General features: G+C 58.4%; 28 protein-coding genes and 1 pseudogene. 22 read left to right on the plus strand and 7 right to left on the minus strand.

Annotated features, from left to right (window positions below; all coding sequences use genetic code 11):
- Nucleotides 1-32 precede the first annotated feature (32 nt).
- From ACEN9A_RS18000 to ACEN9A_RS18025, 6 genes are all read left to right on the plus strand, one after another.
- A complete protein-coding gene (locus ACEN9A_RS18000) occupies nt 33-512 on the plus strand; it encodes a carboxymuconolactone decarboxylase family protein (RefSeq protein ID WP_258669036.1) in 480 nt (159 codons plus the stop codon).
- A gap of 73 nt (nt 513-585) precedes the next feature.
- A complete protein-coding gene (locus ACEN9A_RS18005) occupies nt 586-987 on the plus strand; it encodes a cupin domain-containing protein (RefSeq protein WP_019580213.1) in 402 nt (133 codons plus the stop codon).
- A 106-nt stretch (nt 988-1,093) separates the two neighbouring features.
- A complete protein-coding gene (locus ACEN9A_RS18010) occupies nt 1,094-2,620 on the plus strand; it encodes an efflux transporter outer membrane subunit (RefSeq protein WP_258669041.1) in 1,527 nt (508 codons plus the stop codon).
- Nucleotides 2,621-2,691: 71 nt separating this feature from the next.
- Nucleotides 2,692-4,188: an MFS transporter gene (locus ACEN9A_RS18015; protein WP_258669042.1), complete on the plus strand. Its 1,497-nt coding sequence runs from the start codon at nt 2,692-2,694 to the stop codon at nt 4,186-4,188.
- A gap of 6 nt (nt 4,189-4,194) precedes the next feature.
- Nucleotides 4,195-5,226: an HlyD family secretion protein gene (locus ACEN9A_RS18020; RefSeq protein ID WP_258669044.1), complete on the plus strand. Its 1,032-nt coding sequence runs from the start codon at nt 4,195-4,197 to the stop codon at nt 5,224-5,226.
- A gap of 76 nt (nt 5,227-5,302) precedes the next feature.
- The gene (locus tag ACEN9A_RS18025) at nt 5,303-5,590 is read left to right on the plus strand and encodes a DUF7693 family protein (RefSeq protein ID WP_495688592.1); all 288 of its coding nucleotides are present in this window, start codon (nt 5,303-5,305) and stop codon (nt 5,588-5,590) included.
- On the opposite strand, the gene ACEN9A_RS18030 is transcribed toward ACEN9A_RS18025, so the two are convergent.
- The 3 genes from ACEN9A_RS18030 to ACEN9A_RS18040 form a co-directional block, all read right to left on the minus strand.
- Nucleotides 5,579-6,157 (minus strand): hypothetical protein, encoded by a 579-nt coding sequence (locus ACEN9A_RS18030; protein ID WP_258669046.1) that lies wholly within the window; start codon nt 6,155-6,157, stop codon nt 5,579-5,581. The genes ACEN9A_RS18025 and ACEN9A_RS18030 overlap by 12 nt on opposite strands.
- A gap of 272 nt (nt 6,158-6,429) precedes the next feature.
- Complete coding sequence (locus ACEN9A_RS18035; protein WP_258669048.1) at nt 6,430-7,059, minus strand: hypothetical protein; 630 nt, start codon at nt 7,057-7,059, stop codon at nt 6,430-6,432.
- Between the two features lie 268 nt (nt 7,060-7,327).
- Nucleotides 7,328-8,608, minus strand: coding sequence for a haloacid dehalogenase-like hydrolase (locus ACEN9A_RS18040; RefSeq protein WP_258669050.1), 1,281 nt, complete (start codon nt 8,606-8,608; stop codon nt 7,328-7,330).
- Between the two features lie 270 nt (nt 8,609-8,878).
- Between ACEN9A_RS18040 and ACEN9A_RS18045 the strand changes: the two genes are divergently transcribed.
- From ACEN9A_RS18045 to ACEN9A_RS18095, 11 genes are all read left to right on the plus strand, one after another.
- Entirely contained in the window at nt 8,879-9,649 is a 771-nt protein-coding gene (locus tag ACEN9A_RS18045) for a DeoR/GlpR family DNA-binding transcription regulator (protein ID WP_258669053.1), read from the plus strand.
- 250 nt (nt 9,650-9,899) lie between these two features.
- Nucleotides 9,900-10,751 (plus strand): putative selenate ABC transporter substrate-binding protein, encoded by an 852-nt coding sequence (locus ACEN9A_RS18050; protein ID WP_019580195.1) that lies wholly within the window; start codon nt 9,900-9,902, stop codon nt 10,749-10,751.
- Nucleotides 10,748-11,545 (plus strand): phosphonate ABC transporter ATP-binding protein, encoded by a 798-nt coding sequence (locus ACEN9A_RS18055; protein WP_028941348.1) that lies wholly within the window; start codon nt 10,748-10,750, stop codon nt 11,543-11,545. The genes ACEN9A_RS18050 and ACEN9A_RS18055 overlap by 4 nt, the downstream gene beginning before the upstream one ends.
- The gene (gene phnE / locus ACEN9A_RS18060) at nt 11,539-12,366 is read left to right on the plus strand and encodes a phosphonate ABC transporter, permease protein PhnE (protein WP_019648577.1); all 828 of its coding nucleotides are present in this window, start codon (nt 11,539-11,541) and stop codon (nt 12,364-12,366) included. Before ACEN9A_RS18055 ends, phnE (ACEN9A_RS18060) begins: the two co-directional genes overlap by 7 nt.
- Complete coding sequence (gene phnE / locus ACEN9A_RS18065) at nt 12,363-13,130, plus strand: phosphonate ABC transporter, permease protein PhnE (protein ID WP_258669057.1); 768 nt, start codon at nt 12,363-12,365, stop codon at nt 13,128-13,130. The genes phnE (ACEN9A_RS18060) and phnE (ACEN9A_RS18065) overlap by 4 nt, the downstream gene beginning before the upstream one ends.
- A 51-nt stretch (nt 13,131-13,181) precedes the next feature.
- Nucleotides 13,182-13,841 carry an aspartate/glutamate racemase family protein gene (locus ACEN9A_RS18070; RefSeq protein ID WP_258669060.1) on the plus strand — a complete coding sequence of 220 codons (660 nt, stop codon included), beginning with the start codon at nt 13,182-13,184 and terminating at the stop codon, nt 13,839-13,841.
- Between the two features lie 429 nt (nt 13,842-14,270).
- On the plus strand, nt 14,271-15,053 hold the full coding sequence (locus ACEN9A_RS18075; RefSeq protein WP_258669063.1) for a transporter substrate-binding domain-containing protein: 783 nt from the start codon (nt 14,271-14,273) through the stop codon (nt 15,051-15,053).
- A 55-nt stretch (nt 15,054-15,108) separates the two neighbouring features.
- Nucleotides 15,109-15,837 carry an ABC transporter permease gene (locus tag ACEN9A_RS18080; protein WP_258669065.1) on the plus strand — a complete coding sequence of 243 codons (729 nt, stop codon included), beginning with the start codon at nt 15,109-15,111 and terminating at the stop codon, nt 15,835-15,837.
- Complete coding sequence (locus ACEN9A_RS18085; protein WP_258669067.1) at nt 15,834-16,544, plus strand: ABC transporter permease; 711 nt, start codon at nt 15,834-15,836, stop codon at nt 16,542-16,544. The genes ACEN9A_RS18080 and ACEN9A_RS18085 overlap by 4 nt, the downstream gene beginning before the upstream one ends.
- 16 nt (nt 16,545-16,560) lie before the next feature.
- Entirely contained in the window at nt 16,561-17,325 is a 765-nt protein-coding gene (locus tag ACEN9A_RS18090) for an ABC transporter ATP-binding protein (RefSeq protein WP_019580188.1), read from the plus strand.
- Between the two features lie 125 nt (nt 17,326-17,450).
- A complete protein-coding gene (locus ACEN9A_RS18095) occupies nt 17,451-18,191 on the plus strand; it encodes a Mut7-C ubiquitin/RNAse domain-containing protein (RefSeq protein ID WP_258669069.1) in 741 nt (246 codons plus the stop codon).
- An 88-nt stretch (nt 18,192-18,279) separates the two neighbouring features.
- Here ACEN9A_RS18095 and ACEN9A_RS18100 read toward each other — a convergent pair whose 3' ends face one another.
- Nucleotides 18,280-19,806: an MFS transporter gene (locus ACEN9A_RS18100; protein WP_064618602.1), complete on the minus strand. Its 1,527-nt coding sequence runs from the start codon at nt 19,804-19,806 to the stop codon at nt 18,280-18,282.
- Nucleotides 19,807-19,999: 193 nt separating this feature from the next.
- On the opposite strand from ACEN9A_RS18100, the gene ACEN9A_RS18105 reads away from it, so the two are divergent.
- The 3 genes and pseudogenes from ACEN9A_RS18105 to ACEN9A_RS18115 form a co-directional block, all read left to right on the plus strand.
- Nucleotides 20,000-20,860 carry a LysR family transcriptional regulator gene (locus ACEN9A_RS18105; RefSeq protein ID WP_258669072.1) on the plus strand — a complete coding sequence of 287 codons (861 nt, stop codon included), beginning with the start codon at nt 20,000-20,002 and terminating at the stop codon, nt 20,858-20,860.
- A 97-nt stretch (nt 20,861-20,957) separates the two neighbouring features.
- The gene (locus ACEN9A_RS18110; RefSeq protein WP_258669074.1) at nt 20,958-21,572 is read left to right on the plus strand and encodes a LysE family translocator; all 615 of its coding nucleotides are present in this window, start codon (nt 20,958-20,960) and stop codon (nt 21,570-21,572) included.
- A 16-nt stretch (nt 21,573-21,588) separates the two neighbouring features.
- Nucleotides 21,589-21,678, plus strand: a pseudogene (locus ACEN9A_RS18115) (Mut7-C RNAse domain-containing protein); the annotation flags it as partial.
- A 121-nt stretch (nt 21,679-21,799) separates the two neighbouring features.
- Here ACEN9A_RS18115 and ACEN9A_RS18120 read toward each other — a convergent pair.
- Both ACEN9A_RS18120 and ACEN9A_RS18125 read right to left on the minus strand, forming a co-directional pair.
- Nucleotides 21,800-22,117, minus strand: coding sequence for a DUF7677 family protein (locus ACEN9A_RS18120; RefSeq protein WP_009048737.1), 318 nt, complete (start codon nt 22,115-22,117; stop codon nt 21,800-21,802).
- A gap of 129 nt (nt 22,118-22,246) precedes the next feature.
- The gene (locus ACEN9A_RS18125; RefSeq protein ID WP_111455132.1) at nt 22,247-23,131 is read right to left on the minus strand and encodes a LysR family transcriptional regulator; all 885 of its coding nucleotides are present in this window, start codon (nt 23,129-23,131) and stop codon (nt 22,247-22,249) included.
- A 114-nt stretch (nt 23,132-23,245) separates the two neighbouring features.
- Here ACEN9A_RS18125 and argC point away from each other — a divergent pair, with 114 nt between their 5' ends.
- Nucleotides 23,246-24,175, plus strand: a complete 930-nt coding sequence (gene argC / locus ACEN9A_RS18130) for an N-acetyl-gamma-glutamyl-phosphate reductase (protein ID WP_258669094.1) — start codon at nt 23,246-23,248, stop codon at nt 24,173-24,175.
- Nucleotides 24,176-24,298: 123 nt separating this feature from the next.
- Here argC and ACEN9A_RS18135 read toward each other — a convergent pair whose 3' ends face one another.
- Entirely contained in the window at nt 24,299-25,090 is a 792-nt protein-coding gene (locus tag ACEN9A_RS18135) for a response regulator transcription factor (RefSeq protein WP_258669097.1), read from the minus strand.
- 138 nt (nt 25,091-25,228) lie between these two features.
- Between ACEN9A_RS18135 and ACEN9A_RS18140 the strand changes: the two genes are divergently transcribed.
- A complete protein-coding gene (locus ACEN9A_RS18140; RefSeq protein ID WP_258669100.1) occupies nt 25,229-26,332 on the plus strand; it encodes a polyamine ABC transporter substrate-binding protein in 1,104 nt (367 codons plus the stop codon).
- Nucleotides 26,333-26,399 lie beyond the last annotated feature (67 nt).

The following is a 26,399-nucleotide window of genomic DNA, read 5'->3' on the forward strand; positions in this document are numbered from 1 at the left end:
CACCTACGTATTTCTCACACAGAGGATTCACCATGACCCAGCGCATCGATTACCAGAAGCAATCCCCCGAGCTGTTCAAGAAGTTCGTCGAGTTCAGCCTTGCCTTCAAGCAATGCGCCATCGAGGAGTCGCTGCGCGATCTCGTGGATATCAGGGCATCGCAACTCAACGGCTGCGCCTTCTGCGTGGACATGCACGTGAAGGAAGCCACGATCCATGGCGAGCGGCCGCTCAGGATGCACCATGTCGCCATCTGGCGTGAGTCAACGCTGTTCAGCCCACGCGAACGCGCGGCCTTGGCATGGACCGAAATCCTCACCCAGATTCCCGCCCATGGCGTGCCTGATGAGCTCTATGAGCGTGTTCGTATACAACTGTCCGAGAAGGAGATATCGGACCTGACCTTCCTGATCATGTCGATCAACGCCTGGAATCGCATCAACGTGGGCTTCCAGGTCGTGCCCGGCTCGTACGACAAGGCATTCGGCGTAGACAAGTCCGGCCTGTCCTGATCAGGCATCGGCACACAGGCGCAGCCCCGCCAGGGTGCTGCGCCATCTACTAATCGACAACGAGGAACACGCCATGTCCATTTTCAGAACCTTCGCCATAGGGCTCCTGTTGACCACCGGCACCGCCGGCGCACAGGAGGCATTGCCACCGGCGCAGGTAACACCGCTGATGACCAAAGCACTGGCGGACTATCCCGGCAAGGAAGCGGTGATGATCACGGTGGAGTTTCCACCGGGTGGAGGCGATCCCGTGCATCGGCACAATGCACACGGATTCATCTATGTGCTGGAGGGTTCGATTGTGATGGGCGTGCGCGGCGGCGAATCCGTCACGCTGACACCGGGCCAGACCTTCTACGAAGGCCCGGACGACGTCCACACGGTCGGGCGCAACGCCAGTCTCACCAAACCCGCCAAGTTTCTGGTCGTCCTGTTGAAGGACAAGAGCAAGCCCATTTTTACTCCGGTGCACTGACAGCACCGCCCGCACACGCGGCCAGCTGCGTGCTCGGTGACGCCCTGCTCGGCCGACATCATCCGATATCGGCCTGGGGCGATCCCTTCCTCGACAGGACGCTGCAATGACTTCTCAACGGCTGCTTTCACAATTTCGGCAGTGCGCAATCGCAACCCTAGGCGCAGTTTCGCTGGCCGGCTGCATGGTCGGCCCCGACTTCGTGAAGCCTGAAAACGGTCTTCACCAAACGGTGCTAGCGCCCAGACAGGACTACCCAAACGCCGCCCTGACTTCCGACGCCGCAGTGCCCTCCCAGTGGTGGTTGTTGTTCAACGACGCCGTGCTCGCCGAGCTGCAATCACGTGCGCAGGCTGACAACCTCGATCTGCAAATAGCCTCCGAACGCATTGAACAAAGCCGGGCACAACTGGGCATTGCCTCCTCGCAGTTGCTGCCCAGCGTAGCAGCCAACGCCAGCTACGCGCGTGAGGGGCTCAGCGAACATGGCAAGTTCGCCGCCCTGGGAGCGCCTACTGCCCCCGATAATTTCTGGCAACTTGGATTCGATGCCAGTTGGGAACTCGATCTGTGGGGCCGAGCCCAGCGCACGCGCGAAGGTGCTGCGGCGACCCTGGAAGCCACGGTGTATGACCGCGAAGCGGCACGGGTGGCTTTGTCCGCCGAAGTGGCGCGCACCTATTTGCAGTTGCGCGGAACGCAGGCACAACTGGACATTGCGCAGCAAAATCTGAGGATTGCCGAACGCACCCTCGGCCTGGCCGAAAGCCGCGAGCGCAACGGCGTCGCTACGCGCTTCGAAACCTCGTCCGCTCGCGCGCAATTGGCGACGATCAAGGCCTTGGTCCCCGAACTGATCCAGCGTCGCAACGCCCTGATGAATGCGTTGGCGTTGTTGTTGGGAGAACCGCCTCGCGCACTCGATGCGCAACTGCGTGACGCCATGCCCTTGCCTTCGCTGCCGACCCGCGTACCGGTCGGTGTCTCTTCGGAATTGGCTCACCGGCGACCCGACATTCTGCGTGCCGAAGCGCAACTGCATGCCGCGACAGCCGCCATCGGTGTGGCCAAGGCTGATTTCTACCCACGCATCGGTTTGAAAGGAAAAGTCGGTGTGGAAGCTTTTGAAAGCAGCGATCTCGCGAGTTGGGACTCGCGCTTCTTTTCCGTAGGCCCGACGGTTTACCTTCCGATCTTCCAGGGGGGACGGTTGATGCAGCGTCTGGCCCTGAACGAATCACGGCAAAAAACCGCCGCGCTGGCTTATCGGCAAACGGTATTGCGAGCCTGGCATGAAGTGGACAACGCCCTGGATGCCTGGGCGGCACAACAACGCCGGCACGCTGAATTGCTGGATTCGTATGAACAGAACAAGCAAGCACTGCAGTCTGCCGAACGCGGCTATCAGCAAGGTGCTACGGACTATCTGAGCGTACTGACGGCGCAGCTCAATGTGCTTGCCAGCCAAACCAGTCTCAACGACAGCGCGACCAACGCCACGCTCACCGTGGTCAACCTCTACAAGTCGCTGGGTGGCGGTTGGGACCCGCAGGCTGGTATCGATCATCCGACGGCACCTTCATCGGTTGCCCTCGCGTCTCCGGTCGTTTCACCTTCGAAGGCCGACCAATGAACGGAGTCGCATTGTCGCCAGCGCACGTCCCTGCTACCACAACGCCCGTGGCCAATCCCTCGATACGCCCAATGGCAGGTCTCGTCGGGATTTTCATCGCAGCCATGATGGCGGGTTTGAACACCCGCGTCGGCGCATTGGCGTTGGCCGATGTACGCGGTGCACTCGGTTTTGGCCTCGACGATGCCTCCTGGCTGACCACGGCGTACAGTGCCGGGGAATTGATTGCCATGCCCTTTGCGGCGTGGTTCGCCATTACGCTTACGCTGCGTCGCTTCGAACTGTGGATGCTCGGCAGTTGTGCGCTGTTGGCGGTGATCCTGCCCTTCATCCACGATCTGAACCTGCTGCTGACCTTGCGGTTTGTGCAAGGCATTGCCTGCGGCACGACGATTCCGCTGCTGATGATGGCGGCGCTGAAATTCCTGCCACCGCCCATCCGGCTGTATGGGCTGGCGTTGTATGCGATGACCGCGACCTTCGCGCCCAATCTCTCGATCTGGCTGGCCGGGTACTGGACGGATGGGCTGTTTGACTGGCGCTGGGTGTACTGGCAGATCATTCCCCTGACCCTCATCGCCGGATTGTTGGTCGGATGGGGACTGCCTCGGGAGCCCATCCAGATCGCACGCTTTGGGCAGGCCAATTGGTCCGGCATGGCCTGCGGTGTGCCCGCGCTCGGCTTGATCACCGTTGCATTGGATCAAGGCGTACGGCTGGACTGGTTTCATTCGCCCTTGATCACCTTATCGCTGGTGGCCGGGCTGGCCCTGCTGGCCGTCTACCTGCTGACCGAGTGGTATCACCCCTCACCGTTCATCAAACTGCAGATTCTCGGACGCCGCAACCTGGGGCTGGGCTGCATTCTGTTCGTCTGCCTGTTGGTGGTGCTGATGTCCAGCTCACTCTTGCCGGCCAGTTATCTCGGCCCTTTGCAGAACTACCGGCCCTTGCAAATGGCATCGATCGGTTTGATCGTCGCCTTGCCGCAATTGGTCCTGGGGCCAGTCGTGGCGCTGCTGCTGTATCAGAAGCGGGTCGATGCGCGCATCGTGTTCACGTTGGGGTTGTTGTTGATCGCACTGGCATGCTTTTACGGCGCGCAATTGACCTCCGACTGGAACCGCGAGCAGTTCGTCGTGGTGCAAACGCTGCAAGCGTTCGGCCAGCCAATGGCGGTGGTATCGATGCTGTTTCTGGTCACCAGCGTTGTGCAGCCCCCCGAAGGACCTTATGTGTCCGGCACCATCAACACCCTGCGCGCCTTCGGTTCACTGGCCGGTGCGGCAGTGGTCGGACAGCTGATGACCGTGCGCGGTCGTTTCCATGGGGAAATGCTGCTGGACCATGCAGCCCTGGCAGATAACGCCCTGGCGCTTGAGCCGTCCCAATTGATGGACCTCATCGGACAGCAGTCGCAGGTGCTGTCGATCGCCGACGCCTATCGCGTGCTGGGCATTCTGGCGCTGGTATTGATTCCTCTGGTGCTGCGGCTGACCTACATCCCCGCACCCGACGTGCGTGTGGCCTCGCCCTCTTCCTCTTCTTCATCTTCCTCACACGGATAACCCATCATGGCCTTGCCAAAGAAAGCCAGGATCATCAGCGCGGTGCTACTGCTTGCAGTGACGATCGGCGGTGTTCTCTATCTCAATCGCCCCGAATCCAGCGCATCGACCCAGTCCACGGATGATGCCTACGTCCACGCCGACTTCACCACGGTCGCACCGCAGGTGTCGGGAACGGTCGACTCAGTGATGGTCGAAGACAACCAGCTGGTCAAGAAAGGCGATCTGCTTGCGATCATTGACGACCGTGATTTCGTTGCGGCCCTGAACGCGGCGAAGGCCGAGGTCGCCAGTGCCCGGGCCGGCATCGCCAGCCTGCAAGCGCACCTGATTCAGCAGGAAACCGCCATCCGCCAGGCCCAAGCGGCCGTTGCCGCAGATGATGCTGCGCTCAAGCTGGCCAGCGTCAATCAGACCCGTTATCGCAACCTGGCCACCGACGGCTCGGGAACGGTGCAAGCGCGGCAACAGGCCGAAGCGCAACTGAGCATTCAACAGGCCCGTGGGGAAACGAGCCAGGCGGGTTTACAGGCCGCTCGGCAGCAAGTGGATATCCTGAAAGCTGATCTGGAGAAAGCCAGGGCGGCTCTTGCCCACGCGCAAGCCGCACAAGGCACCGCAGAGCTGAAACTTTCCTATACCCGCATCACTGCGCCGATCGGCGGCACGATCGGGCAGAAATCGGTACGTATCGGCGCCTTCGTCAATGCAGGGAAACCCTTGCTGGCGATTGTTCCGCTCGATGCCGTCTATGTCACGGCCAACTACAGGGAGACGCAACTGGCGCGCGTACAAAAGGGTCAAGCCGTGGATATCGAGGTGGATGCCTTGCCCGGCGAGACGCTGCAAGGAACGGTGGACAGCCTGGGACCGGCCAGCGGAGTCACCTACTCCGCCATTGCGCCACACAACGCCACTGGCAACTTCACGAAAATCGTCCAGCGCTTGCCTGTACGCATTCGCATCGATCCCGATCAGCCCGCGGCGGCGAAGCTGCGAGTCGGCATGTCCGTGACACCGAAAATCCGTATCCGGTGATATGACGCCGGCGTGTCTTACAATGCTCCAAAAGCTACTCCCAAGAATGAGAATGACCTTGCAGAGCCTAACCCCGATACCCGCCCTCACCGCCCGCGAAGTCTGCCAACGCCTGCGAGACGCCGCCCTGGAAGTCCTCCCGTTGCGGCGCCTCCACGAACCGAGTGAACCCGGTCAGGTACAGGTCGATATCGAAGGCTGGCGTCTGACCCTCGACTTCGACGGCAACCGCTTGCACCACTGCCAACACTGCCGAAGTCCGGACGGTCGCGAAGGCACGCTCCAGGCCTGGCGTTACGGCACTGACCCGGTCAGTTTGCTGAGCACCTGGGAGTTGGCACAGGTTGAGCGACTATTGAGATAGCGACGCCCCGTCCACCGGCGAGGAGCGAGTTGGAATATTGGCCGTAACGTACTGGATCACCTCTTCAAGCGAGTCTATGTCTGGAGCATTGCTCACTAACGCTTGCGGGCAGCACCATGGGTAATCCAGATGCGATAGCCACTCCATGATGCAGTGCAGATCAGTCGCTGGCAGGGTTTTCATGTGCTCGATGGTGATAGTGAGCCTCTGGACAAGCCCCGACTCGGGGCTGAACTGCCATTCATACAGACCGCAACCGACCCGGGCGTCGCCGGAGTGCTTGTCGGACATGCCGACCAGCCATTTGCACTGAAATGTTTTGGCCTGCGGTTCAGGTGGGTGTCCCAGGCAGAAGGTATAGACGTTTTCGAAGGTCTGGCCGAACCGCCTGACCAGCACATCACCGATAGGCCCAAGGCCTTCGACGTGGGGTGGAAACGAGATGGATCCGGTGCGCACGACCATGTCCAGGATCGCGTCCGGCGCAAAGGCCTGGTCTAACAAATGTGGACGGTTGCCGTCCTTGGCTTTGATGTACTGTCGAATCGATAGTTGAGCAGTGTTCATTGTGTGTCCGTCGCATCCATACTGGGTTGAGAGCCGCCTCATGCGGGGTTCACATGACTATGACACATGAGCCCGTACGCCTTTACAAAGCACTATTTCATAAGTCCGTCACCCGCATACATCGGTTTGATTGCGGCACTGCTTGCGCAATATGCCTGGCTTATTCATCCTGCCTCTAGCTCATAGGCGGCCGTTCAAGGTGGCCATATCCGTTGTCTGACTGCCTCACTACGTGAAGCTGCCTCTGATCAGAAGCGGTATCAAAAGTGCGACTAGCAGCTAGTTATTTGACCCGCATCAATCCTGTTGATGCGCCCGTTGTCCGACCGGGTCCACAGCCAGTTATACACGTCGTATCCGCCTTCGCACTTGCCTTGCTTTCTGCCCTGGAAGTCGAAAGTCCGCCATGCGCCATTCTGATGTGAAGGCATCCCGAGCACTCTTTGAATATCTATATCTGTAGAACCTGGCCATAGGTGATTGGCAAATGACACAGGATGCAACGGTGCCGGTAACGCAGGACAGTCACTGCTCGGCTGTGCAGTCTTGAGTTTTTCGGCGACGACACTGGTCACATAGTGGCTGTCCCCGCCCATCTCGGCATTCGAGATGATCCATATCCGCACGCCGACACTTGGCTGGGTGAAGCACAACCAATACACACTTGCACCTGCATCGCCTCGATGTGCGAGGGTGCCAACGGAAGCTTCGCTCATCACCTGCGCTAGCGTTGTTTTCTCGAATTGAATGACGAACGCCCCAAGTGTAGCGCCTTGCGAAGGGGCCTCCTTCAGAGTGGCCGGCCATTCGATCACATCGAATGGGCCCATGGGCGGTGGAACAGCGGCTGTCGCGCTAAAGGCGATGCTGAACGATCCGAAAAATAGCGATGACCGATTCATTGCGCGCCTCCGTTTGACTACCAACACCTCAGATCTTAGTGAACGCGATGAATTTCTGCCCTTCGCGACCGGCTGCAAACGGCCAAAAGCGGTCCGTGGGGCGCGCCTCGTAATTCCAGGGCCACTCACAATTTTGACTCGATACGACTGACTCACTCGGGCCGGTAGTGGTATCGACTTTCCGACGCAGAATCATCATTCCCGCAGGTACAAGGCGAGTTGCACTGCGGCTCGCGGATGGCCGCCGGCCACCCGCGAGCCAGTGCCATCAAGCCAGCAGCTTAAGCTCGTCTTTACCGTACTTGAGCGATTTCTCGTCTGGAATCATCAGGCCAGTGTGCTCGTTGCGCCCCTGCAGGATGAAGCGGGCGTTCGGGGTGCCCAACTGGGTAGCGGCCTGCTGGCTGTCGGCGCCGATCTCGCCCTTCTTCATGCGGTTGACGATCACCCCCACCGCCGTATCGTTGAAGTCGCGCAACATCCAGGCATCGCCATCGCTGTCGCCAGCCACCAACACCGGGCCATAGCCCTTCTGTTTAACCAGCACGTTCTTGATGCCGACGGTCTTGCCCGGCCCGTAGTTGAAGTGCCAGTCCGGCTGATAACGAGTGGTGTACTTGCCGCCTTCCATCGCCATGCGCAGGCCGATCACGTTCTCAGGCGGCACGCCGTATCCGTAATGAGGATTGCCCGCGAACACGCGTACCACATCGTCGATCGAGGCGGTGCTGACATAGACGTCGATGCCGTTGGCGCGCAGCGTGTGCATCAGGCCGCGGATTTCCTCATGGATGCGGATGCCATGAAAGTGCGTATCCGCCACCACCCCGGCCTTGCCCGGCAACGTGCGTGAGCTCTCGTACTTGACCTTGCGCAGCGCGTCGCCGATGGCGTAGTTGTTGGAAGCCTCGGCCATCGCCTGCAACTCAGCCGTGGTCATGTTCTTGTAGAAATACAGAATCCACTTATAGCCGATCTCCACCGGGTAACTGTCGCAGATCGCGTCGTACATAAAGTAGAGCTTGGCGAGAAAATCCTTGTACTGCTCGCTGGCCTGAATCTCTTCCAGGCTCTTGTCGCCGGCGAGTCCCTTGTAGTTGGCGTGCAACCAGCGGTAATCCGCTTCCACGTCGCTGGCGATGTCTTCCATCTTGACCGGCTTGCCGTCCACCGTGGTGTAGTCCTTCATGAACGCGCCGTTCGGCACGTCCTGACGCACCACCTCAGCGAACTCATCGGGCGTCAGCTTGTACTGCAGATGATTGATCTGGTAGACCAGCAGCGCTTCTTCACAGTCGTTCATGATGCAGGTGTTGTCCCAGTCGAACACCGCGTACGGGCGCTGGTCAGGGCGGTAGGACGCGCTCTTGACGCCGTGCTCATCGATCACCGCCTGCAGACGCTTTTGGTTGAGCGGCGACCAGCGCGCCGGGTCCAGCGCACTTGGTGTGGCCGGGGGCGTGGCGGCTTGCGTTATGCGGGATGACAACAACAGCGGACTGACAACGGAAACGGTGGCGAGGGTGTTCAGAAACTGGCGACGCTGCATGGCATAGCTCCTACTTCTAGATGAGAGGTTGCAACCGAGGCGATGGCGAAAGCGAAAGCGTGTTTCGAAATGCGGACGAGGGGAAGAAACCGCCCGGCCACGAGGCTAGCTCCAAATACACAAAAAAACAATAATGCCTTAACATCGCACAAATATGACGCGCAGGCTGCGCCAGCCCAATGATCATGAGGCCGCGCCAAACTTGACAGCGACTGACGCCCCTCCACAATGCGTGCTCGGACAGCGACTCGAACAGCAGGGACACCCGGTATGTGGCAAGAAGAGCGTTACCAGCGGATCCGAGCACTACTATCGACTTTGCAGCGCGTCACCACCGACCGCATCGTCACGGAGCTGAACGTTTCACGCGAGACGGTGCGACGCGACCTGGTCGCTCTGGAAGAACAGGGGGAGTTGAAGCGGATACACGGCGGCGCCATCCGCGTTGAGGACGAAGCGCCCATCGCCGAGCGGGCGAACATCAACGTCAAATTCAAGCGTGACCTCGCGCGCGCAGCGGTCAGTCTGCTGTCGCACGGACAGACTGTGTTTATCGACGCGGGCACCACCACCGTCATCCTCGCCGAAGAGCTGGCCAAGCTGGGAGGGCTGACCGTGATCACCAACTCGTTCAACGTGGCGCTGCAATTGCGTAATCCCGCTGTGCCAGGCGGCCAGCACAACGAGGTGATCGTACTGGGCGGTTCGCTCGCCGACCGTGCTCCCGCTACGGTTGGCGGCACCACGGTGGCGGAAATTGGCCGCTATCGGGCCGACCTCGCGCTGTTATCGCCCGTCGGCATCGACGCCCAGCGCGGTGCCAGCAACTACGACCACCGCGAAGCCGAAGTGGCGCGCGCCATGGCCGACAATGCCGAAGGCGTGGTCATCCTCGCCGACTACAGCAAGATCGGCGTGGAGAGCCGCGTCGCTTTCTGCCCGCCAGAACGCATCGACGTGCTTATCACCAACCACAAGGCCAGTACCGAAGCGGCGTTCGCCGCACTGAACGCCAAGCTCAAACGTATTGTCCTGGCGTAGCAGTGGCTCGGCGGTTGCAACAGGCATTGACGCAGCGTGATGCTCTAGTGCGTCGACCGGTTGAATCCACAGCCGATTCGGGATCCTGCCAACGTCCGCGATGGGCCGTATGCCGCCCTTCGCAATAAACAGCAATAGCCCAAAAGCAGTCAATTTCGCTCCATTTCGGCTACCCTCACAAAGCGCCACGCAGCAATCACCTTGTGCCAGGCGCCTCGACATTCTTCCGTAAATGCACCGGAGATCTTCCATGCTCAAGCGTACCCTGGCACTGGCCGTCGGCTTGTCCTTGTCTTTTTGCACCCTGCTGGCGCAAGCCGCCGAGACCCTGAAAGTCAGCGCGATTCCCGATGAGGCCCCTACCGAACTGCTGCGCAAGTTCAAGCCGCTTGGCGCCTATCTGGAACAACAATTAGGCATGAAGGTCGAGTTCGTACCTGTCAGCGACTATCCGGCGGTGGTCGAGGCGCTGGCTACCGATCGCATCGATCTGGCCTGGCTAGGCGGCTTCACGTTCGTGCAGGCACGCCTGAAAACCGGCAATGCCATTCCGTTGGTGCAGCGCGAACAGGACGCCCAATTCACCAGCAAATTCATCACCGCCGACCCAGCCGTCAAGTCCCTCGCCGATCTCAAGGGCAAGACCTTTGCCTTCGGCTCGGTGTCCTCCACTTCCGGCAGTCTGATGCCGCGCTATTTCATGCTCAAGGAAGGCATCAAGCCGGAAACGTACTTTAGCCGCGTGGGCTACTCCGGCGCCCATGACGCCACCGTTGCCTGGGTCCAGGCCGGCAAGGTCGACGCCGGGGTGCTCAACGCCAGCGTGTGGGAAAAACTTGTCGCTGCCGGCAAGGTCGATACCACCAAGGTCAAAGTGTTTTCGACCACCCCAGCGTACTTCGACTACAACTGGACGGTGCGCGGAACCCTCGACCCGGCACTGGCAGCCAAGATAAAGGCAGCCTTCCTTGCACTCGATCCGGCGAACCCGAAAGACAAGGAGATTCTGGACCTGCAGGCCGCCAGCCGCTTCATCGAAACCAAGCCTGAGAACTACAAGGGTATCGAGGAAGCCGCACGCGCCGCCGAACTGCTCAAATGACATTGCATCTGACCCAGGTCAGCCTTACCCACGCCAACGGTGTCCAGGCGCTGCGTGGCGTGGATCTGCACATCGGTGCACGCGAACAGGTCGCGATCATCGGCCCGTCCGGCGCGGGTAAGTCGAGCCTGCTCAACCTGCTGGCCACCGCCCTGCGACCGGGCAACGGCGAGCTGCAGGTGCTCGGCGAGCGTGTCTGGCAGCTTTCTGCCCGTCAACGCCAGCGGCTGCGCGCGCGCATCGGCCTTATCCATCAGGCGCCTCCCCTGCCCCCGCGCCAACGCGTGGTCACCGCGGTGCTGGCCGGCAAGCTGGGTCAGTGGGGTCTGGGCAAGAGCCTGCTGAACCTGCTGCATCCGCTGGATGTTCCGGGCGCACGCGCGGCATTGGCCAGGCTGGATCTGAGTGACAAGTTGTTCGCGCATTGCCAGCAACTGTCCGGTGGACAGCTACAGCGCGTAGGCATTGCCCGCGTGTTATATCAAGCGCCCGAGGTGTTGCTGGCCGATGAGCCGGTATCGGCCATGGACCCGGTGTTGGCCCAGCACACGCTTTCGGTGCTGTGCCGCCATGCCCGGGAGCAGAACGTCACCCTGGTCGCCAGCCTGCACGCGGTGGACCTCGCCCTGGCGCACTTTTCGCGCATCATCGGCTTGCGTGATGGACAGATCCTGTTCGACCTTGCGGCCAGCGCCGTCGATCGCGAGCTGCTCGACAAGCTCTACGCCAATGAGCAGTTGCAATCCTCGCCGATTCCTCCGGCTCCCTTGAGTGTGCAGATCCCCCGATGCTGACGTCTGACACCCGCGATCCGGCCGCCCTGCCCCGTCTGCTGCTCACCCTGCTGGCCCTTGCCTTGCTGTGGCCCGGCATCCGCTTCAGCGAGTTGGACCTCCGTGTACTGGCGGCGAGTGATAGTCAGAGCGAGATGGGCCGGTTTGTATCCGCCTTCTGGCCACCGGCCCATGGCGACGAGTTCATCCAGTTGTTGTTGCAGGCCACCCTGCAGACCCTGGCCATCGCCACGGCCGGCATGGCCCTGGCGTTGCTGTTGGCTGTTCCCGCCGGCCTGCTCGCCAGTCGTGCTCTGTCGCTGTCTGCCGCCTCCCGCGCTGGCCACCCGAGCTATTGGGGCCAACTGCTGCGTTGGCCCATACGCGGTTTACTGATCTTCCTGCGCAGCGTGCCGGAAATCGTCTGGGCCTTGCTGTTCGTGCGCGCCGTCGGCCTCGGCCCGACTGCCGGAGTACTGGCCATTGCCATCACCTACAGCGGCATGTTGGGCAAGGTCTACGCGGAAATTTTCGAGTCGGTCGACCAGCGCCCGGTACACGCGCTACTGCAGTCCGGCAGTGGACGGCTTGCTGCCTTTTGCTACGGAATCCTGCCCAATGTCGCTGCGGAACTGCTGTCGTACACGGTGTACCGCTGGGAATGCGCAATCCGCGCCTCGGTGGTGATGGGCTTCGTCGGTGCCGGCGGCCTGGGCCAGCAAATGGATTTGTCGTTGCGTATGTTCGCCGGCGGTGAAGTGGCCAGTCTGTTACTGACGTTCCTCGTCCTGGTGCTGCTCGCCGATCAACTCAGCCGCCTGCTGCGCTGGAGGCTGACATGAATCGCCTGTTCAACCTGGCACTGCTTCTGTGCATCGGCGCAGCGGTCATCGCCTCGTTCAACTACCTGGGCATCGACCTCGGAGAGCTCGGCGGCGCCGGCAACCTGAAGCAGATGGGCGCTTATGCCCAGCGTTTTCTCAGCCCGGACCTGAGCTCGAGCCATCTACAAGCCATCGGCCACGGCGCCCTGGAAACCCTGGCCATGTCGGCCCTTGGCACCCTGCTCGCGGCGGTGTTCGGCCTGTTATTGGCATTGCCCGCAGCCGGGCGCTACGGCTGGCCTTTGCAGAGCGCGTCACGCCTGGTGCTCAACGCCTTGCGCGCGGTGCCGGAACTGGTATGGGCCGCACTGATGGTCCTGGCCGCCGGGCTCGGCCCCAACGCCGGCACCCTGGCCTTGGCCCTGCACACCACCGGCGTGCTCGGCCGGTTGTTCGCCGAAGCACTGGAAAACACCCCTCCGGAACCGGCCGACGCGATCCGCCTGCAGGGCGCCAATGCCGTATGGGCTTTCTGTTACGGCACCCTGCCCAACCTGTTGCCACAGCTACTGGCGTACATCCTGTACCGCTGGGAAAACAACATCCGCATGGCCAGTGTGCTCGGCTTCGTCGGCGCCGGTGGTTTGGGGCAAATGCTCTATGTCAGCCTCAGCCTGTTTCAGGAAGCTCAAGCCAGCACGGTTATCCTGGCGATGTTGTTACTGGTATTGGCTGTCGATACATTGAGCAGCTGGAGCCGTCAGCGTTGGGTCAAGGCCTGAGTGTTTTCGCGGAACGGATATATCTGCCCCCCTACAGCCCTGGGAAACGTCATGCCTGCACCGCTCATCTATTTGATCCATGCCACGCCTCTGTCCATCGCGCCGATAACCGAGGCCTTCTCTCGGCTTTGGCCTGAGGCCAGATTGGCGAATCTGCTGGAAGACTCTCTTTCCCGCGATCTGGCAGACGCCGGTGAACTCACTCCGGCGATGAGCCAACGGTTTTTGAAGCTCGCCACTTATGCCGCTGAGTCAGGCGCAGATGCCATTTTGTTTACCTGCTCGGCATTCGGCGATGCCATTGATTTGTGTAAACGCTCCCTGAGTATCCCGATCCTCAAACCGAACGAAGCCATGATCGAGGAGGCCATTCAACGAAGCCGGAAAATCTCCATCCTGTCGACATTCCCTCTGGCAATCACTTCCATGACCGAGGAGTTTCAAAGCTTCGCGCGGCAACAAGGCGTAGCGAGCGAACTCTCTGCACATGTCTGCCCTGAGGCATTCGACGAATTGCGCAAGGGTAACGCCGATCGTCATGACCAATTGATTACGGATATGGCTCGTACGGTCACAAACGGCGAACTGCTGTGCTTCGCGCAATTTTCCATGGCCCGTGCTGCGCAACAGGCAAGTCAGGCAAGCGGCCTCCCCGTTCTGACCACGCCCGACAGTGCCATCTTGAAACTTCGTAGCCTTCTGGAAGCGTGATGCTTGTGCAAAACATAAAATGAATAAATCGCCCGCGCGCCAACACGGCCGACGGGATCACCGCATCTCCCCTGCGTAACAACGAAAAATCCCGGAAACAGAAAATGTTTCCGGGATTTTTTTGTTCACATCAAGGATTGAGCCAGGAAGTCGGGACCCCTCTCACAATTTGTTACCGCATACCCCAGCCGGGCGTAAAAACTTGCTTGGGTAACAGCCTCACAGGCTGCCTCACCCCCTGCGCTCACCTGCCTGCCAAGCCCATCCCAGAGCGCTGTACGCGTTTTCTCAAACGCCCAATCGGCGAATTGGCCGGGTGATTGCATATGCTTGTCTGTACAAGTACTTGCGTGTGCATAGGACATTTCGCAACGCAGTACACGCGCTCTTGCGGCACAAGCGCTTTCGATGGTCCCTGGGAATAAAATAATGAAAAAAGCATTTCTCACTCTTTCTGCATTGGCTTTGTGTGTGGCTGCCGGTTCTGCGCTGGCCAAGGAGTACAAGGAGTTGCGCTTTGGCGTCGACCCCTCATATGCGCCGTTCGAATCCAAGGCCGCCGACGGCGGCCTGGTGGGCTTCGACATCGACCTGGGCAACGCGATCTGCGCGGAGCTGAAGGTCAAGTGCAAGTGGGTTGAAAGCGACTTCGACGGCATGATTCCCGGCCTCAAGGCCAACAAGTTCGATGGCGTGATCTCTTCCATGACCGTCACGCCGGCGCGTGAGAAAGTCATCGATTTCTCGAACGAGCTGTTCTCTGGCCCGACCGCGCTGGTATTCAAGAAAGGCGCGGCCATCGGCACCGATCCGGCCTCCCTCAAGGGCAAGAAAGTCGGTTACGAGCAAGGCACCATCCAGGAAGCCTACGCCAAGGCCGTGCTGGACAAGGCCGGGGTAGAGACACAGGCCTACGCCAACCAGGACCAGGTGTACGCTGACTTGATCTCCGGACGCCTCGATGCCTCGATCCAGGACATGCTGCAAGCCGAACTGGGCTTCCTGAAATCGCCACCAGGCGCCGACTTCCAAGTCAGCGAGCCGGTCGAAAATCCCCTGCTTCCAGCCAAGACCGCCGTGGGTCTAGTCAAAGGCAACGCCGAGCTCCAGGCCTTGCTGAACAAAGGTATCAAGGCACTGCACGACAATGGCACCTATGCGGCTGTCCAGCAGAAGCACTTTGGCGATCTGAATCTCTACAGCGGCAAATAATGACCCTGCGCCCATTTCCGGATGGGCTCTTTTTTGATTGACGTAGGGCTGCTCAATGCTAGAAAACCTATTGCAGATTCTTGGGCTGTCAGACTTTAGCCTTCAGGGTTTCGGCCCGTTGTTGCTGCAAGGCTCCTGGATGACTGTCAAATTATCCTTTCTGTGCTTGCTGGTGAGCGTTGGCCTGGGCCTGATCGGCGCCAGCGCCAAGCTTTCGAAATCGGCACTGCTGCGCGTCCCTGCGCAGGCCTACACCACGCTGATTCGCGGGGTGCCGGACCTGGTGCTGATGCTGTTGATCTTCTACAGCCTGCAAACCTGGCTGTCCTTGTTTACCGACTTCATGGAATGGGAATACATCGAGATCAACCCCTTTAGCGCCGGGGTCATTACTCTGGGTTTCATCTACGGGGCTTATTTCACCGAAACCTTCCGTGGCGCCATCCTTGCCGTACCGCGAGGTCAGATGGAAGCGGCTACCGCCTACGGCCTGACCCGCGCTCAGCGCTTTCGCCTGGTGGTGTTCCCGCAAATGATGCGTTTTGCCCTGCCGGGCATCGGTAATAACTGGATGGTGATCCTCAAGGCCACCGCGCTGGTGTCGATCATCGGCCTGGCCGATCTGGTCAAGGTGGCCCAGGACGCGGGCAAGAGCACCTATCAGCTGTTCTTCTTCCTGATTCTGGCCGCCTTGATCTATCTGGTGATCACCACCGTTTCGAACTACGTCTTGCGCCGGATGGAAAACTTCTACGCCGCAGGCACCCGGGAGGCCGTTCGATGATCGAGCTACTGCAGGAATACTGGAAACCTTTTCTGTTCCAGGACGGTAATCACATCACCGGACTGGCCATGACCCTCTGGCTGCTCAGTGCTTCGATCTTCATCGGTTTTGTGATGTCGATCCCGCTGTCGATCGCCCGGGTCTCAAGCAATGTCTGGGTGCGCTGGCCGGTGCAGTTCTACACCTACCTGTTTCGCGGTACGCCGCTCTATATTCAGCTGCTGATCTGTTACACCGGCATTTACAGCCTGGCCGCGGTGCGGGCTCAGCCAGTACTGGATGCGTTCTTTCGCGATGCGATGAACTGCACCATCCTCGCCTTCGCCCTGAACACCTGCGCCTACACCACGGAGATCTTCGCCGGGGCGATTCGCAGCATGAACCACGGTGAAGTCGAAGCGGCCAAAGCCTACGGGCTGACCGGCTGGAAGCTGTACACCTACGTGATCATGCCGTCCGCCCTGCGTCGCTCGCTGCCTTACTACAGCAACGAAGTGATTCTGATGCTGCACTCGACCACCGTGGCCTTCACCGCGACCATCCCGGACATCCTGAAAGTCGCGCGGGACGCCAACTCGGCGACCTTCCTGACCTTCCAGTCGTTCGGCCTCGCCGCGTTGATCTACCTGGCAGTCACTTTCTCCCTGGTCGGTCTGTTCCGCCTGGCTGAACGCCGTTGGTTGTCCTTCCTCGGCCCGGCTCACTAATTCAGGATGCTTGTTCATGTACAAACTGACCGTTGAAAACCTGCACAAAAGTTACGGCAACCATGAAGTCCTCAAGGGCGTTTCGCTGAACGCCAAGACCGGCGATGTGATCAGCCTGATCGGCGCCAGTGGTTCGGGCAAGAGCACCTTTCTACGTTGCATCAACTTCCTGGAAACACCCAACGACGGTGCCATGAGTCTGGACAACCAGCCGATTCGAATGGTCCATGACCGCCACGGCATGCGCGTGGCCGACGCCAACGAACTGCAACGCATCCGCACTCGCCTGGCGATGGTGTTCCAGCACTTCAATCTGTGGAGCCACATGACGGTGCTGGAAAACATCACCATGGCTCCACGCCGGGTGCTGGGTGTCAGCAAGAAGGACGCAGAGGATCGCGCCCGGCGCTACCTGGACAAGGTCGGTTTGCCGGCACGGGTTGCTGATCAATACCCGGCGTTTCTCTCGGGTGGTCAGCAGCAACGGGTTGCCATTGCCCGTGCCCTGAGCATGGAACCGGAAATCATGCTGTTCGACGAGCCGACGTCGGCCCTGGACCCGGAGTTGGTGGGCGAAGTGCTCAAGGTGATCCAGGGTCTGGCCGAAGAAGGCCGCACCATGATCATGGTGACCCACGAAATGAGCTTTGCGCGCAAAGTGTCGAACCAGGTGCTGTTCCTGCACCAGGGGCGGGTCGAAGAGCAAGGTGCGCCCGAGGACGTATTGGGCAACCCCAAGAGCGAGCGCCTGCAGCAATTCCTCAGCGGCAACCTGAAGTAACCGGAGCGCCTTCGAGCGATCGCAGGGTCGCTCGAAGGCGCTGGCTCAACCTGATAGTCCATCCCTCCTGCCCTCTGCCGAGCAGCTGGACTCATTCTTCCTGCAGCCCTGCCATACTGTTCAGCATGACCCGTGCAACTTTCCGCTTCTACGAGGAGCTCAACGATTTCCTGCCGGCCGAGCGACGGCGGCAGTCCTTCACTTGCGAGTGCGCGCGAGGGGCGACGGTCAAGCACATGATCGAGGCGCTCGGGATACCGCACACCGAAGTCGAGATGGTGCTGCTCAACGGCGAGTCGGTGGGCTTCGAGCGGGTGATCTTCGACGGTGACCGGTTGGCGGTGTATCCCAAGTTCGAAACGCTGGACATCAGTCCGTTGCTCAAGGTTCGTGCACAACCTTTACGGGTGCTGCGCTTCGTTGCTGATGCGCACCTTGGCGGGCTGGCCAGCCTGCTGCGCATGAGCGGCTTCGACACCCTCTACGACAATGGCTTCGACGATGCCGAGATCGCCGAAATCGCCGCGCAGCAAGGACGCATCGTGCTAACCCGCGACCGCGAACTGCTCAAGCGGCGGATCATCAGCCACGGCTGTTACGTGCATGCCCTGAAACCGTCGCTGCAGCTGCGCGAATTGTACGAGCGCCTCGACCTGGCGCGTAGCGCACGGCCATTCAGCCTGTGCCTCCATTGCAACCTGCCGCTGCACGAGATCAGCCCGGAACTGGCCCGGCCGCAAGTGCCGCCACGCGTTGGCGTCCTCTATTCGCACTTCCTGCGCTGCGATGCCTGCCAACGGATTTACTGGGAGGGCTCGCACTGGCGCGGCATGTGTGCGCTGTTGGCACCTCTACTGGACCGATAGTCGAGCGCATCGGCTCGGTTGCATGGTCAGGGACAACTGGCTTTTGCATCAGATGGATAACGGCCAGAAGCAGTCCTTCGAATGACAGTCAGCGCTGAGAATGAACGGCTTTGCTCGAACGAAAGACCAGGTAACTTGCCACCACCAGCACCCATGCAGCAATACCGCCATACAGCATCACCCAGCCAAACCCATGCGCCAAAGCTGCGTTGGCGACATCGACCGGAATCGTGATCCCTTGGCCAGTCGGCACCAACACGGCAGAGTTGCCGGCCGAAATATTCTCCGCCAGCCATCTCAGTTGCCCATCATCGGGCGAGCCAGACAACTGGTTGCGCAGGGAAGACAGGATACCTTCCACCAAGATGAATCCCATCAGCGCGATATTGATTGCAAGGCTGATCATGCGAGCGCTGATATCGATGCCCGATGCCATGCCGGCACGTTCACTGGGCACCGATCCGGTGGTGGTATTGGTCACAGGTGTATTGGTCAGCCCCAGTCCGATTCCGGCGATCAGACAGCCTGGAAGCATCGTCAGCCAGCTGGCGTGCGCGACACTGCTGCCCCATTTCATCAGCAGGAACCCCAATCCTATGGTGAACAAACCTGCGGGAATCACCACGTCAGGTCGATAGCGCAGCGCCAGCCGTTCACCTAACGGGGGAACAACCAGCGTCGGCAGCGTATAGGCCAGCAGTGCCAGACCGGTGCCGACACTGGCGTAGCCCAGGCTATTTTGAAAGTACAGCGGCAGGTAAATCATGAACGGCCAGAAGCTGAAGTTCATGCCTGCCGACCCTAGCAAGGCACCCGAGAAGCGACGGATGCGCAATACCGAGAAGTCGAACATCGGATCGACATAGCGTCGCTGCGCAACGACAAAGACGATAAAGCTGAGCATTGCCACAACCAGACAAGTGATGGCCGAACCGCTGGAGAAACCCTCCCCCGCGCCCTGGGTGATGAACCAGGAAAGGCCAAACACTGCCAGTGACAGCGAAATAATGCCCAACACATCCAGCCTGCGACGCTGCGGATCACGTGACTCATCGACACCGGCGATCACCAGCACCAGCGCGAGCACGGCAATGGGCGCATGCACCAGAAACACCCATTCCCAACTCGACAACGCCACGATAACGGCGCCGATTATCGGGCCAAACCCCAAACCGATACCGAACACGATTCCCCAGGCACTGAACGCTTTTCCGCGCGCAACTCCCGACTGGAACCGGTGAGACAGCACGGCCACCTGACAGATCAGCATGGCACCACCGGACATACCTTGCAGGAAACGGTTTGCGATCAACACACTGGCGCTTTGTGCCCATCCACAGCCCAGTGAGGTAATGCCGAAAAGCACCAGGCTGATGACAAACACTCGCTTGCGCCCATACCGATCCGCCAATGTGCCGGTGGCCATCAGCACCGTGGTGCAGGCGATGGTGTAGGCATTCATGATCCACTGCATATCTTTGAAATCGCTGTGCAGAACCGATTCAAGAGTCGGCAGGATTGCCGGCACGCTCGAGATTTCCAAGCCGAACATCAGCGACGCCAGGCACACGGCGGCGATGGTGAAAATATCCTTTTGCGAAGAAGAGAACTGCATCGTGATCTTCCAGATCAAGTTGATGGGCACTGGCAAGACCGCTCTGAACGCCGTCAGGAGTAGAGACGCGATAGCCTCGCCAGCGTCACCCGGCACAAGTCCAAGTGACCGGCCGCATTCTGGAAGCAATTAAAAAATGACAGAAATGATTTAATTTCGTAGGTTTTATTAATATTCGTCATGAGTTGACTTAATGGACTTCGACCCAGCTCTGTTGCGTGCTTTTTTCGCGATCAAGGACACCGGTAGTTTCACTCGTGCCGCAGAGCGGCTGCATTTGAGCCAGTCAGCGATCAGTCATCAGATCCGGCGTTTGGAAGAACAGGTCGGTACCACGCTATTGGTACGCACTACCCGACGTTTGACACTGACGGAAGATGGTGAAGATTTTCTGCGCCATGCCGAACAAATCCTCAGAGCACAAGACGCCCTCTCCCGACGTTTCGAAGCGTCGTCGGTATTCGGGGCCGTGCGCTTCGGTGTGCCAGAAAACTTTATCGGCGACGGCCTGCCGCCGTTACTGACTCGGTTCGCCAGACAATTTCCCGCCGTACGCCTGGATGTAACCGTCGGCACCTACCTCGATCTGCGCGCACTGGTTGATGCCGACGGGCTCGATCTGGCCGTGGTCATGGCATTGCCGGGCAGCCAGGCCGGCGGTACCGTGCTGCGCGAAACCCGGTTTGTCTGGGCCGCTGCGCAGAATTTCGAATTTACCGGCGATGCCCCTTTGCCACTGGCGTTTGCCCCAGCACCCTGCTTGCACCGCCAGGTGGCCGTAGATGCGTTGGAGAGTTCCACCGTAGATTGGCGGGTCGCCTTTACCTCTCCAAGTCAACAAGGACTGAGAGCGGCGGTATTGGCGGGACTTGCCGTCACCGCTCTACCGCTGGGCGATCTAGAGCCTGGCATGGTGGTCATTGACGGCCAACATGGCCTGCCACCGCTGCTGGATGCTGATTTCAGACTGATATGGAGTGTCACGGGAAAGACGCCCGCGGCCAATGCATTTGGACAACTGCTGGTGGAGATGTCTGAGTTGCCATCGATCTAGAACAAACTGACTACCATTGGCATTTCAGGTAAGTGCCCTGCTCTTAGAACACTCATTTGCGTAATGAACACCGTCCACAGGACTCGCGAGGAAACACATGATTGATGGTTCCGCCGTTTTGACGGTCTTTTTGGTCTACCTGGCCGGTGTCGTTATCCCTGGGCCAAATTTCGTTGCAGTGGTCCATAAAGCGGTAGCTGCTACACGGTCAGAAGCTCTGGCCTTGGTAGCAGGCATCGTACTGGTCAATTTGTTCTGGTCCACCTGTGCAATTGCAGGTCTCGGGGTTGTATTTGCTGCGCTCCCTTGGGCTGCGCTTGTTGTAAAAGTTCTGGGCGCCGCCTACCTGATGTGGTTCGGATTCCGACTGCTGATCAACGCGGGGAAGAATGCGCTTGGCCCGCTAAATGATTCCGTCGCCGGTAGTTGCCGGCAGTCCTTCATTCAGGGGGTGGTTACCAACATCGGCAACCCCAAGTCCATGGCCTTCTATGCCGCTGTTTTTTCAGCAGCAGCCCCCGCCCACGTTTCACCAGGCACGTTTTTGTCGATGCTGGCAGTTGTCGTGGTGATTTCAATGACCTGGTATGGAATGGTTGCAATCACTCTTTCGCAACCCAAGATTGCGTCCGCGTATCAAGGGAGGAAAAAAGCTATCGATCGACTGTGCGGCGGTTTGATTTTGTCTCTGGGGGTCCGCCAGTTGGTTTAGCAATCCCACGATTGATTCGCACTTCCTGCGCTGCGACGCCCGCCAACGGATTTACTGGGAGGTTCGCACTGGCGCGGCACTGCTGGCACCTCTGCAGGACCGATAGCCGGCTGCGTTGTCAGGGAAAACTGGCTTTTGCATCAGGTAGATAACGGCCAAAAGCAGCCATTCGGCTAGATACTTTCGACCCTTTCCGGTTCCTCGTGTCTGCGAGCTAACGCCATTTCTTAGCGTCCGAGTGAGGGCGGCCCATAGAGCTCAGTTTCCCAGTCTTCAAGAGGTGGCGTTACTTTGAAAGATGGGTCGCAGTATGACCTTAAGTAGTCAGTCGCTCTCCTTTGGGCGTAGGTGAAATTGAGCACGTTGCCTTCACTGTCCATCTCTATCACGTTCGCGAATATCGCGAAAACCATCTCAATTGCACTCGGCTCAGAGCCATAAATGTCGAGGTACTCAACGTTTTCAAGCATGTAATGGCTTCCACTTGCCATGAAGTATGCAAACGTTCGGAGTGCTCCACTGAAATCATTACTTAGCTTCTTCATGTACATTTTCTTTTAGTAAAAATTTTGGATTTAACTGCTTCATAATCAAGCATCTGCTTTTTTGCCGTTTTATTGCGGTCGAGACAGGCCGGAACCGGCCAGAAGCTGTCCCTCCTCTGACAAAATCCCCTACCCCGCACTCAATTCCCACAGCACATCCAGCACATGTTGCGTAGGCCGTTCGATGTCTCGACTACGGTGGGCAATACCCAGTTGCCGCCACAATAAGGGCTTTAATGGCCGCATGACGATCCTGGTATCGGGCAATGGCGTGGAGGCTTCATGCGGCAACAACGTCGCACCATAGCCAGCCGCCACCAGGCTTTTGATCGCATCGTTGTAGTTCAGTTGAATACGCGGCGCAGGCTGCGGCCCACCACTGGCGAACCACTCCGCAGTCAAACGCGAAAGACGAGTGGTGTTGTCATTCAGAATCAATGGCTGAGTGGACAGCCAGTCGGGGGTCACAACCTCCGGGGATTCCCAGCGAGCCGGCAGGAAGGCCATAACCGGGTCCCGTCGCCATGGCTCGATCCGCAAGCCCTTCACCGGGGACTGCGGCAGCGCGACCAAACCGATCTCCAAAGCGCCCTCGGCAAGCTTCTTCAAAGTCTCCTGCGACGTGAGCACCGCGACCTGCACATCGATAGCGGGATGGCGTTGGCTCAACGTCTCCAAAGCGTGCGGCATCAACTGTGCGATGGCCCCCGTGGAGGCGCCTAGCCGCACACGCCCGGCTAATCCCTGTACCTGACGTTCCACGTCCTCAAGCGCTTGCTCCGCATCCGCCAACAGGCGCCGCGCACGTTCCACCAGTGTGTTCCCAATCGCCGAAGGCTGAACGCGCCCACGCGTGCGCGACAACAGCTTGCCGCCCACGCGCGCCTCCAGGTCGGCGATATGCAAACTGACCGTGGGCGGCGCCAAGTGCAGCACACGGGCCGCCTCGGCAAACGAACCCAGGTCGGCAATCGCCACCAGCGTGCGCAGACGGTCCAGGCTGATTTCGCGCATGAGTGACTCCTCGTTCAGAAAAACTGAATTTCATCGTTTATAAATTCAACTTTTCCTATCTTAGCGCCTCACTGAAGATTGGAACTCCTGATTTCCAACGTCCGAGAGCATTCCATGGCAAGTCCCCTTGTATTCATCGATGGCGACCAAGGCACCACCGGGTTGCAAATCCATCAACGCCTACCCAACCGGAGCGATCTGCGGCTTATCACGCTCAGCCGCGAATATCGCAAGGATCCGCAACGTCGCGCCGAAGCCATCAATAACTGCGACATCGCGATTCTCTGCTTGCCCGACCAAGCCGCGCGCGACGCAGTAGCGACCATTGAAAACCCCGCCGTTCGGGTGATCGATGCGAGTTCGGCGCACCGCACCCATCCAGACTGGACCTATGGTTTCGCGCAGATGAATCCGCAGCAGAGCCAACGCATCGCCGCCGCACGACGGGTCAGCAATCCCGGTTGCTATCCAACGGGGGCGATAGGGTTGCTGCGCCCTTTACTGGAGGCCGGATTACTGCCCAAGGATTACCCGATGAACATTCATGCCGTGTCGGGTTATTCCGGGAAAGGACGTGTCGGGGTGGAAGAGCATGAGGGAGAAGGCGCAGCACAGGCGTCGGCGTTTCAGGTCTATGGGCTGGGGCTGGCACACAAACATATTCCGGAGATTCAGCAGCAAAGCGGTCTGACGGAGCCGCCGATGTTTGTGCCGGCCTATGGCGCTTTTCGGCAGGGGATCGTACTGACCATCCCCTTGCAAACCCGGTTGTTGGCGCCAGGTGTGAGTGCGGTGCAGTTGCATGCGTGTCTGATGCGGCACTACGTCGATGCGAGCCATGTACAGGTGATGTCGATGCAGGAGGCTAAAGGGTTGACGTACCTTGATCCTCAAGCACTTAACGGGACTGATGATTTGCGATTGTCAGTGTTTGAGAATGATGAGACGGGGCAGGTTTTGTTGGCTGCGGTATTTGACAATCTTGGGAAGGGAGCCGCTGGAGCAGCAGTGCAGAATCTGGATCTGATGCTTGCAGGAACATGACTCCGATTACCCGCGCGAATTAGCGTGATGCCCTCATCCCGAGCCAGGATTAGAGGTCAGGCCAGGTTCGCACCTGAAGCCGTGAGCCCATTTAACGGTAATACCCAGACTAAAACACCGACTTCAACTTGTAGAGAAAACATCTTGTTTTGGCATAAAAAATCGAGCAAACAGCTCGGACTGCGACTTGATATTTAATTTTGCATAAATGTTACGGCGATGAACCTTTATCGTTTCCACCGAGAGGGAAAGCTTTCCGGCTATCTCTTTATTAGAGAAGCCACTGAGCAACAATCTGAGCACATCGCTTTCGCGCGCTGTTATTTGCGTGCCAAGCTGGGTAATCGTTTCTGGCCATAGAGGTGGTTCAGTGAGATTTTTCTCTACATCAATTTCAAAACACATGCGCTGATGCATTAATGCAGTCACCCACGGCTTGATAATATCAAGCATCGTTATTTGCTCTTGATTAAAACGGACTTTGCTACCCACGGAAATGCATAACGTTCTATCGGCGTCGAGCTGAACGTTGTACTGAGCCTCATCCACAGAGATATATTGTGCAAAATATTGATGATAATACTCAGTTTCAAGAAAGTATTCCGGCGCAATATCCAGCAAATGAAAGAAACCGCTCTGGGGGTTTTCTCGATTAGCTATATAAAATGGATCCAGCAGGTAAAGCCCCTTCACATAGCGATGAATGAACGCGTCTACCTCTTCGACATCCGCGACCTCAGGAAGACTTACAACTTGCACTTGTTGATTGCTAAAGATCAATACAACCCAATTATCGATTTGCACGTATTCGTTTAATATACGAACAAGCGAACTCCAGAATTCTGGACGGTTCAACTGCATGATCAGCTTCCCAATCGATCGGTGCCAAGCCAGGCTATGAAGGTCGAACGGCATTTTCTACCCCTTTAGGGTTAGGGATTCGTAGGTCAGAGATAAGTATTCGTAGGTATTTACTATTCGGTAACGCCCGGTATATTCGCTAGCAGGACTTACGATGGCCATGAGGGCACATCGTCTTGACAAGGATGTTGCATGAGAAAATCACGTTTGCGAACCCTTTTTTCGGCCTCGCTTCTCTGTGCTGGGATGAGCACATCAGTGGGGGCTGTAGAGCCTGGGGTGTATCTATACAACTGGTTCGGGCTTCTCGCACCGGAGACCCCAAAGGAGTTTGAGCAGGCAACCGGCACCAGAGTGCATATGGATGCTTTCGACAGCGCCGAAATCATGCAGAGCAAGGTAATGGCTGGGCGCACGGGGTATGACGTGGTTGTGGCCACCTCCAATGTGTTGCCAAGCCTGATCCAGGCGGGAGTACTTCAGCCGCTGGATCGTAATCAACTGAGTAATTTGTCCCATATCGATCCTGATATCTTGTCCCAGGTCGCGGTCAATGATCCTGGTAATCGCTACGCCGTGCCCTATCTATGGGGCACTACCGGCATTGGCTATGACGTTGACAAAGTCAAAGCGGCATTGGGTGATAATGCTCCGGTGAATAGCTGGGATTTGATCTTCAAAGAAGAAAACATCAGCAAGCTCCAGTCGTGTGGTGTGGCAATGCTTGACTCTCCAAGTGAGATCATTTCGATTGCTTTGCATTACCTTGGGCTCCCCAGCAACAGCAGGAACCCGGATGATTACCAGAAAGCTCAAGCCCTACTGTTAAAAATCCGTCCCTACGTCCTCTATTTCGACTCCTCCCGAATTGACGCTGACCTGGCTGACGGCAATATTTGTGCAGTCGTGGGATGGGCTAATGGTGCCCTTGCTGCGCAGGCCATAAACGAGAAGACCAACACTGGACGCAAGATTACCTACAGCCTTCCTCGCGAAGGAGCGCTGGTCTGGTCGGAAAATCTGGTTCTTCTAAAAGACGCGCCCCACCCAAAGGAAGGCATGGCGTTTATTAATTACATGTTGCGGCCAGAAATTATTGCCAAGACCTCAAACCACACTCTCTACCCTAACGCTAACAAAGATGCCGCTGAGTTTGTCGAACAGAAGTTGCGAGACAACCCCTGGATTTATCCAGACAAAAAGACTGTTGCCACACTTATCCCACTTGAGCCATTGCCATTGAAGCTGGAGCGAATCCGCACACGGATTTGGACCAAAGTGAAGAGTGGTGTGTAATCTGACTTGATTTGTCACCTGTTGCTCCATGCATGTCTTTGTTTTATACGCGGACATGCTGTGAGCA

This window comes from Pseudomonas sp. Pseusp18 (genome assembly GCF_059506005.1).

What these genes read in the sequence shown, in the direction of transcription:
- ACEN9A_RS18000 (WP_258669036.1), top strand. Translation starts at nt 33, where the DNA reads ATGACCCAGCGCATCGATTACCAGAAGCAATCCCCCGAGCTGTTCAAG.
- ACEN9A_RS18005 (WP_019580213.1), top strand. Translation starts at nt 586, where the DNA reads ATGTCCATTTTCAGAACCTTCGCCATAGGGCTCCTGTTGACCACCGGC.
- ACEN9A_RS18010 (WP_258669041.1), top strand. Translation starts at nt 1,094, where the DNA reads ATGACTTCTCAACGGCTGCTTTCACAATTTCGGCAGTGCGCAATCGCA.
- ACEN9A_RS18015 (WP_258669042.1), top strand. Translation starts at nt 2,692, where the DNA reads ATGGCAGGTCTCGTCGGGATTTTCATCGCAGCCATGATGGCGGGTTTG.
- ACEN9A_RS18020 (WP_258669044.1), top strand. Translation starts at nt 4,195, where the DNA reads ATGGCCTTGCCAAAGAAAGCCAGGATCATCAGCGCGGTGCTACTGCTT.
- ACEN9A_RS18030 (WP_258669046.1), bottom strand. Translation starts at nt 6,157, where the DNA reads ATGAACACTGCTCAACTATCGATTCGACAGTACATCAAAGCCAAGGAC.
- ACEN9A_RS18035 (WP_258669048.1), bottom strand. Translation starts at nt 7,059, where the DNA reads ATGAATCGGTCATCGCTATTTTTCGGATCGTTCAGCATCGCCTTTAGC.
- ACEN9A_RS18040 (WP_258669050.1), bottom strand. Translation starts at nt 8,608, where the DNA reads ATGCAGCGTCGCCAGTTTCTGAACACCCTCGCCACCGTTTCCGTTGTC.
- ACEN9A_RS18045 (WP_258669053.1), top strand. Translation starts at nt 8,879, where the DNA reads ATGTGGCAAGAAGAGCGTTACCAGCGGATCCGAGCACTACTATCGACT.
- ACEN9A_RS18050 (WP_019580195.1), top strand. Translation starts at nt 9,900, where the DNA reads ATGCTCAAGCGTACCCTGGCACTGGCCGTCGGCTTGTCCTTGTCTTTT.
- ACEN9A_RS18055 (WP_028941348.1), top strand. Translation starts at nt 10,748, where the DNA reads ATGACATTGCATCTGACCCAGGTCAGCCTTACCCACGCCAACGGTGTC.
- phnE (WP_019648577.1), top strand. Translation starts at nt 11,539, where the DNA reads ATGCTGACGTCTGACACCCGCGATCCGGCCGCCCTGCCCCGTCTGCTG.
- phnE (WP_258669057.1), top strand. Translation starts at nt 12,363, where the DNA reads ATGAATCGCCTGTTCAACCTGGCACTGCTTCTGTGCATCGGCGCAGCG.
- ACEN9A_RS18070 (WP_258669060.1), top strand. Translation starts at nt 13,182, where the DNA reads ATGCCTGCACCGCTCATCTATTTGATCCATGCCACGCCTCTGTCCATC.
- ACEN9A_RS18075 (WP_258669063.1), top strand. Translation starts at nt 14,271, where the DNA reads ATGAAAAAAGCATTTCTCACTCTTTCTGCATTGGCTTTGTGTGTGGCT.
- ACEN9A_RS18080 (WP_258669065.1), top strand. Translation starts at nt 15,109, where the DNA reads ATGCTAGAAAACCTATTGCAGATTCTTGGGCTGTCAGACTTTAGCCTT.
- ACEN9A_RS18085 (WP_258669067.1), top strand. Translation starts at nt 15,834, where the DNA reads ATGATCGAGCTACTGCAGGAATACTGGAAACCTTTTCTGTTCCAGGAC.
- ACEN9A_RS18090 (WP_019580188.1), top strand. Translation starts at nt 16,561, where the DNA reads ATGTACAAACTGACCGTTGAAAACCTGCACAAAAGTTACGGCAACCAT.
- ACEN9A_RS18095 (WP_258669069.1), top strand. Translation starts at nt 17,451, where the DNA reads ATGACCCGTGCAACTTTCCGCTTCTACGAGGAGCTCAACGATTTCCTG.
- ACEN9A_RS18100 (WP_064618602.1), bottom strand. Translation starts at nt 19,806, where the DNA reads ATGCAGTTCTCTTCTTCGCAAAAGGATATTTTCACCATCGCCGCCGTG.
- ACEN9A_RS18105 (WP_258669072.1), top strand. Translation starts at nt 20,000, where the DNA reads ATGGACTTCGACCCAGCTCTGTTGCGTGCTTTTTTCGCGATCAAGGAC.
- ACEN9A_RS18110 (WP_258669074.1), top strand. Translation starts at nt 20,958, where the DNA reads ATGATTGATGGTTCCGCCGTTTTGACGGTCTTTTTGGTCTACCTGGCC.
- ACEN9A_RS18120 (WP_009048737.1), bottom strand. Translation starts at nt 22,117, where the DNA reads ATGAAGAAGCTAAGTAATGATTTCAGTGGAGCACTCCGAACGTTTGCA.
- ACEN9A_RS18125 (WP_111455132.1), bottom strand. Translation starts at nt 23,131, where the DNA reads ATGCGCGAAATCAGCCTGGACCGTCTGCGCACGCTGGTGGCGATTGCC.
- argC (WP_258669094.1), top strand. Translation starts at nt 23,246, where the DNA reads ATGGCAAGTCCCCTTGTATTCATCGATGGCGACCAAGGCACCACCGGG.
- ACEN9A_RS18135 (WP_258669097.1), bottom strand. Translation starts at nt 25,090, where the DNA reads ATGCCGTTCGACCTTCATAGCCTGGCTTGGCACCGATCGATTGGGAAG.
- ACEN9A_RS18140 (WP_258669100.1), top strand. Translation starts at nt 25,229, where the DNA reads ATGAGAAAATCACGTTTGCGAACCCTTTTTTCGGCCTCGCTTCTCTGT.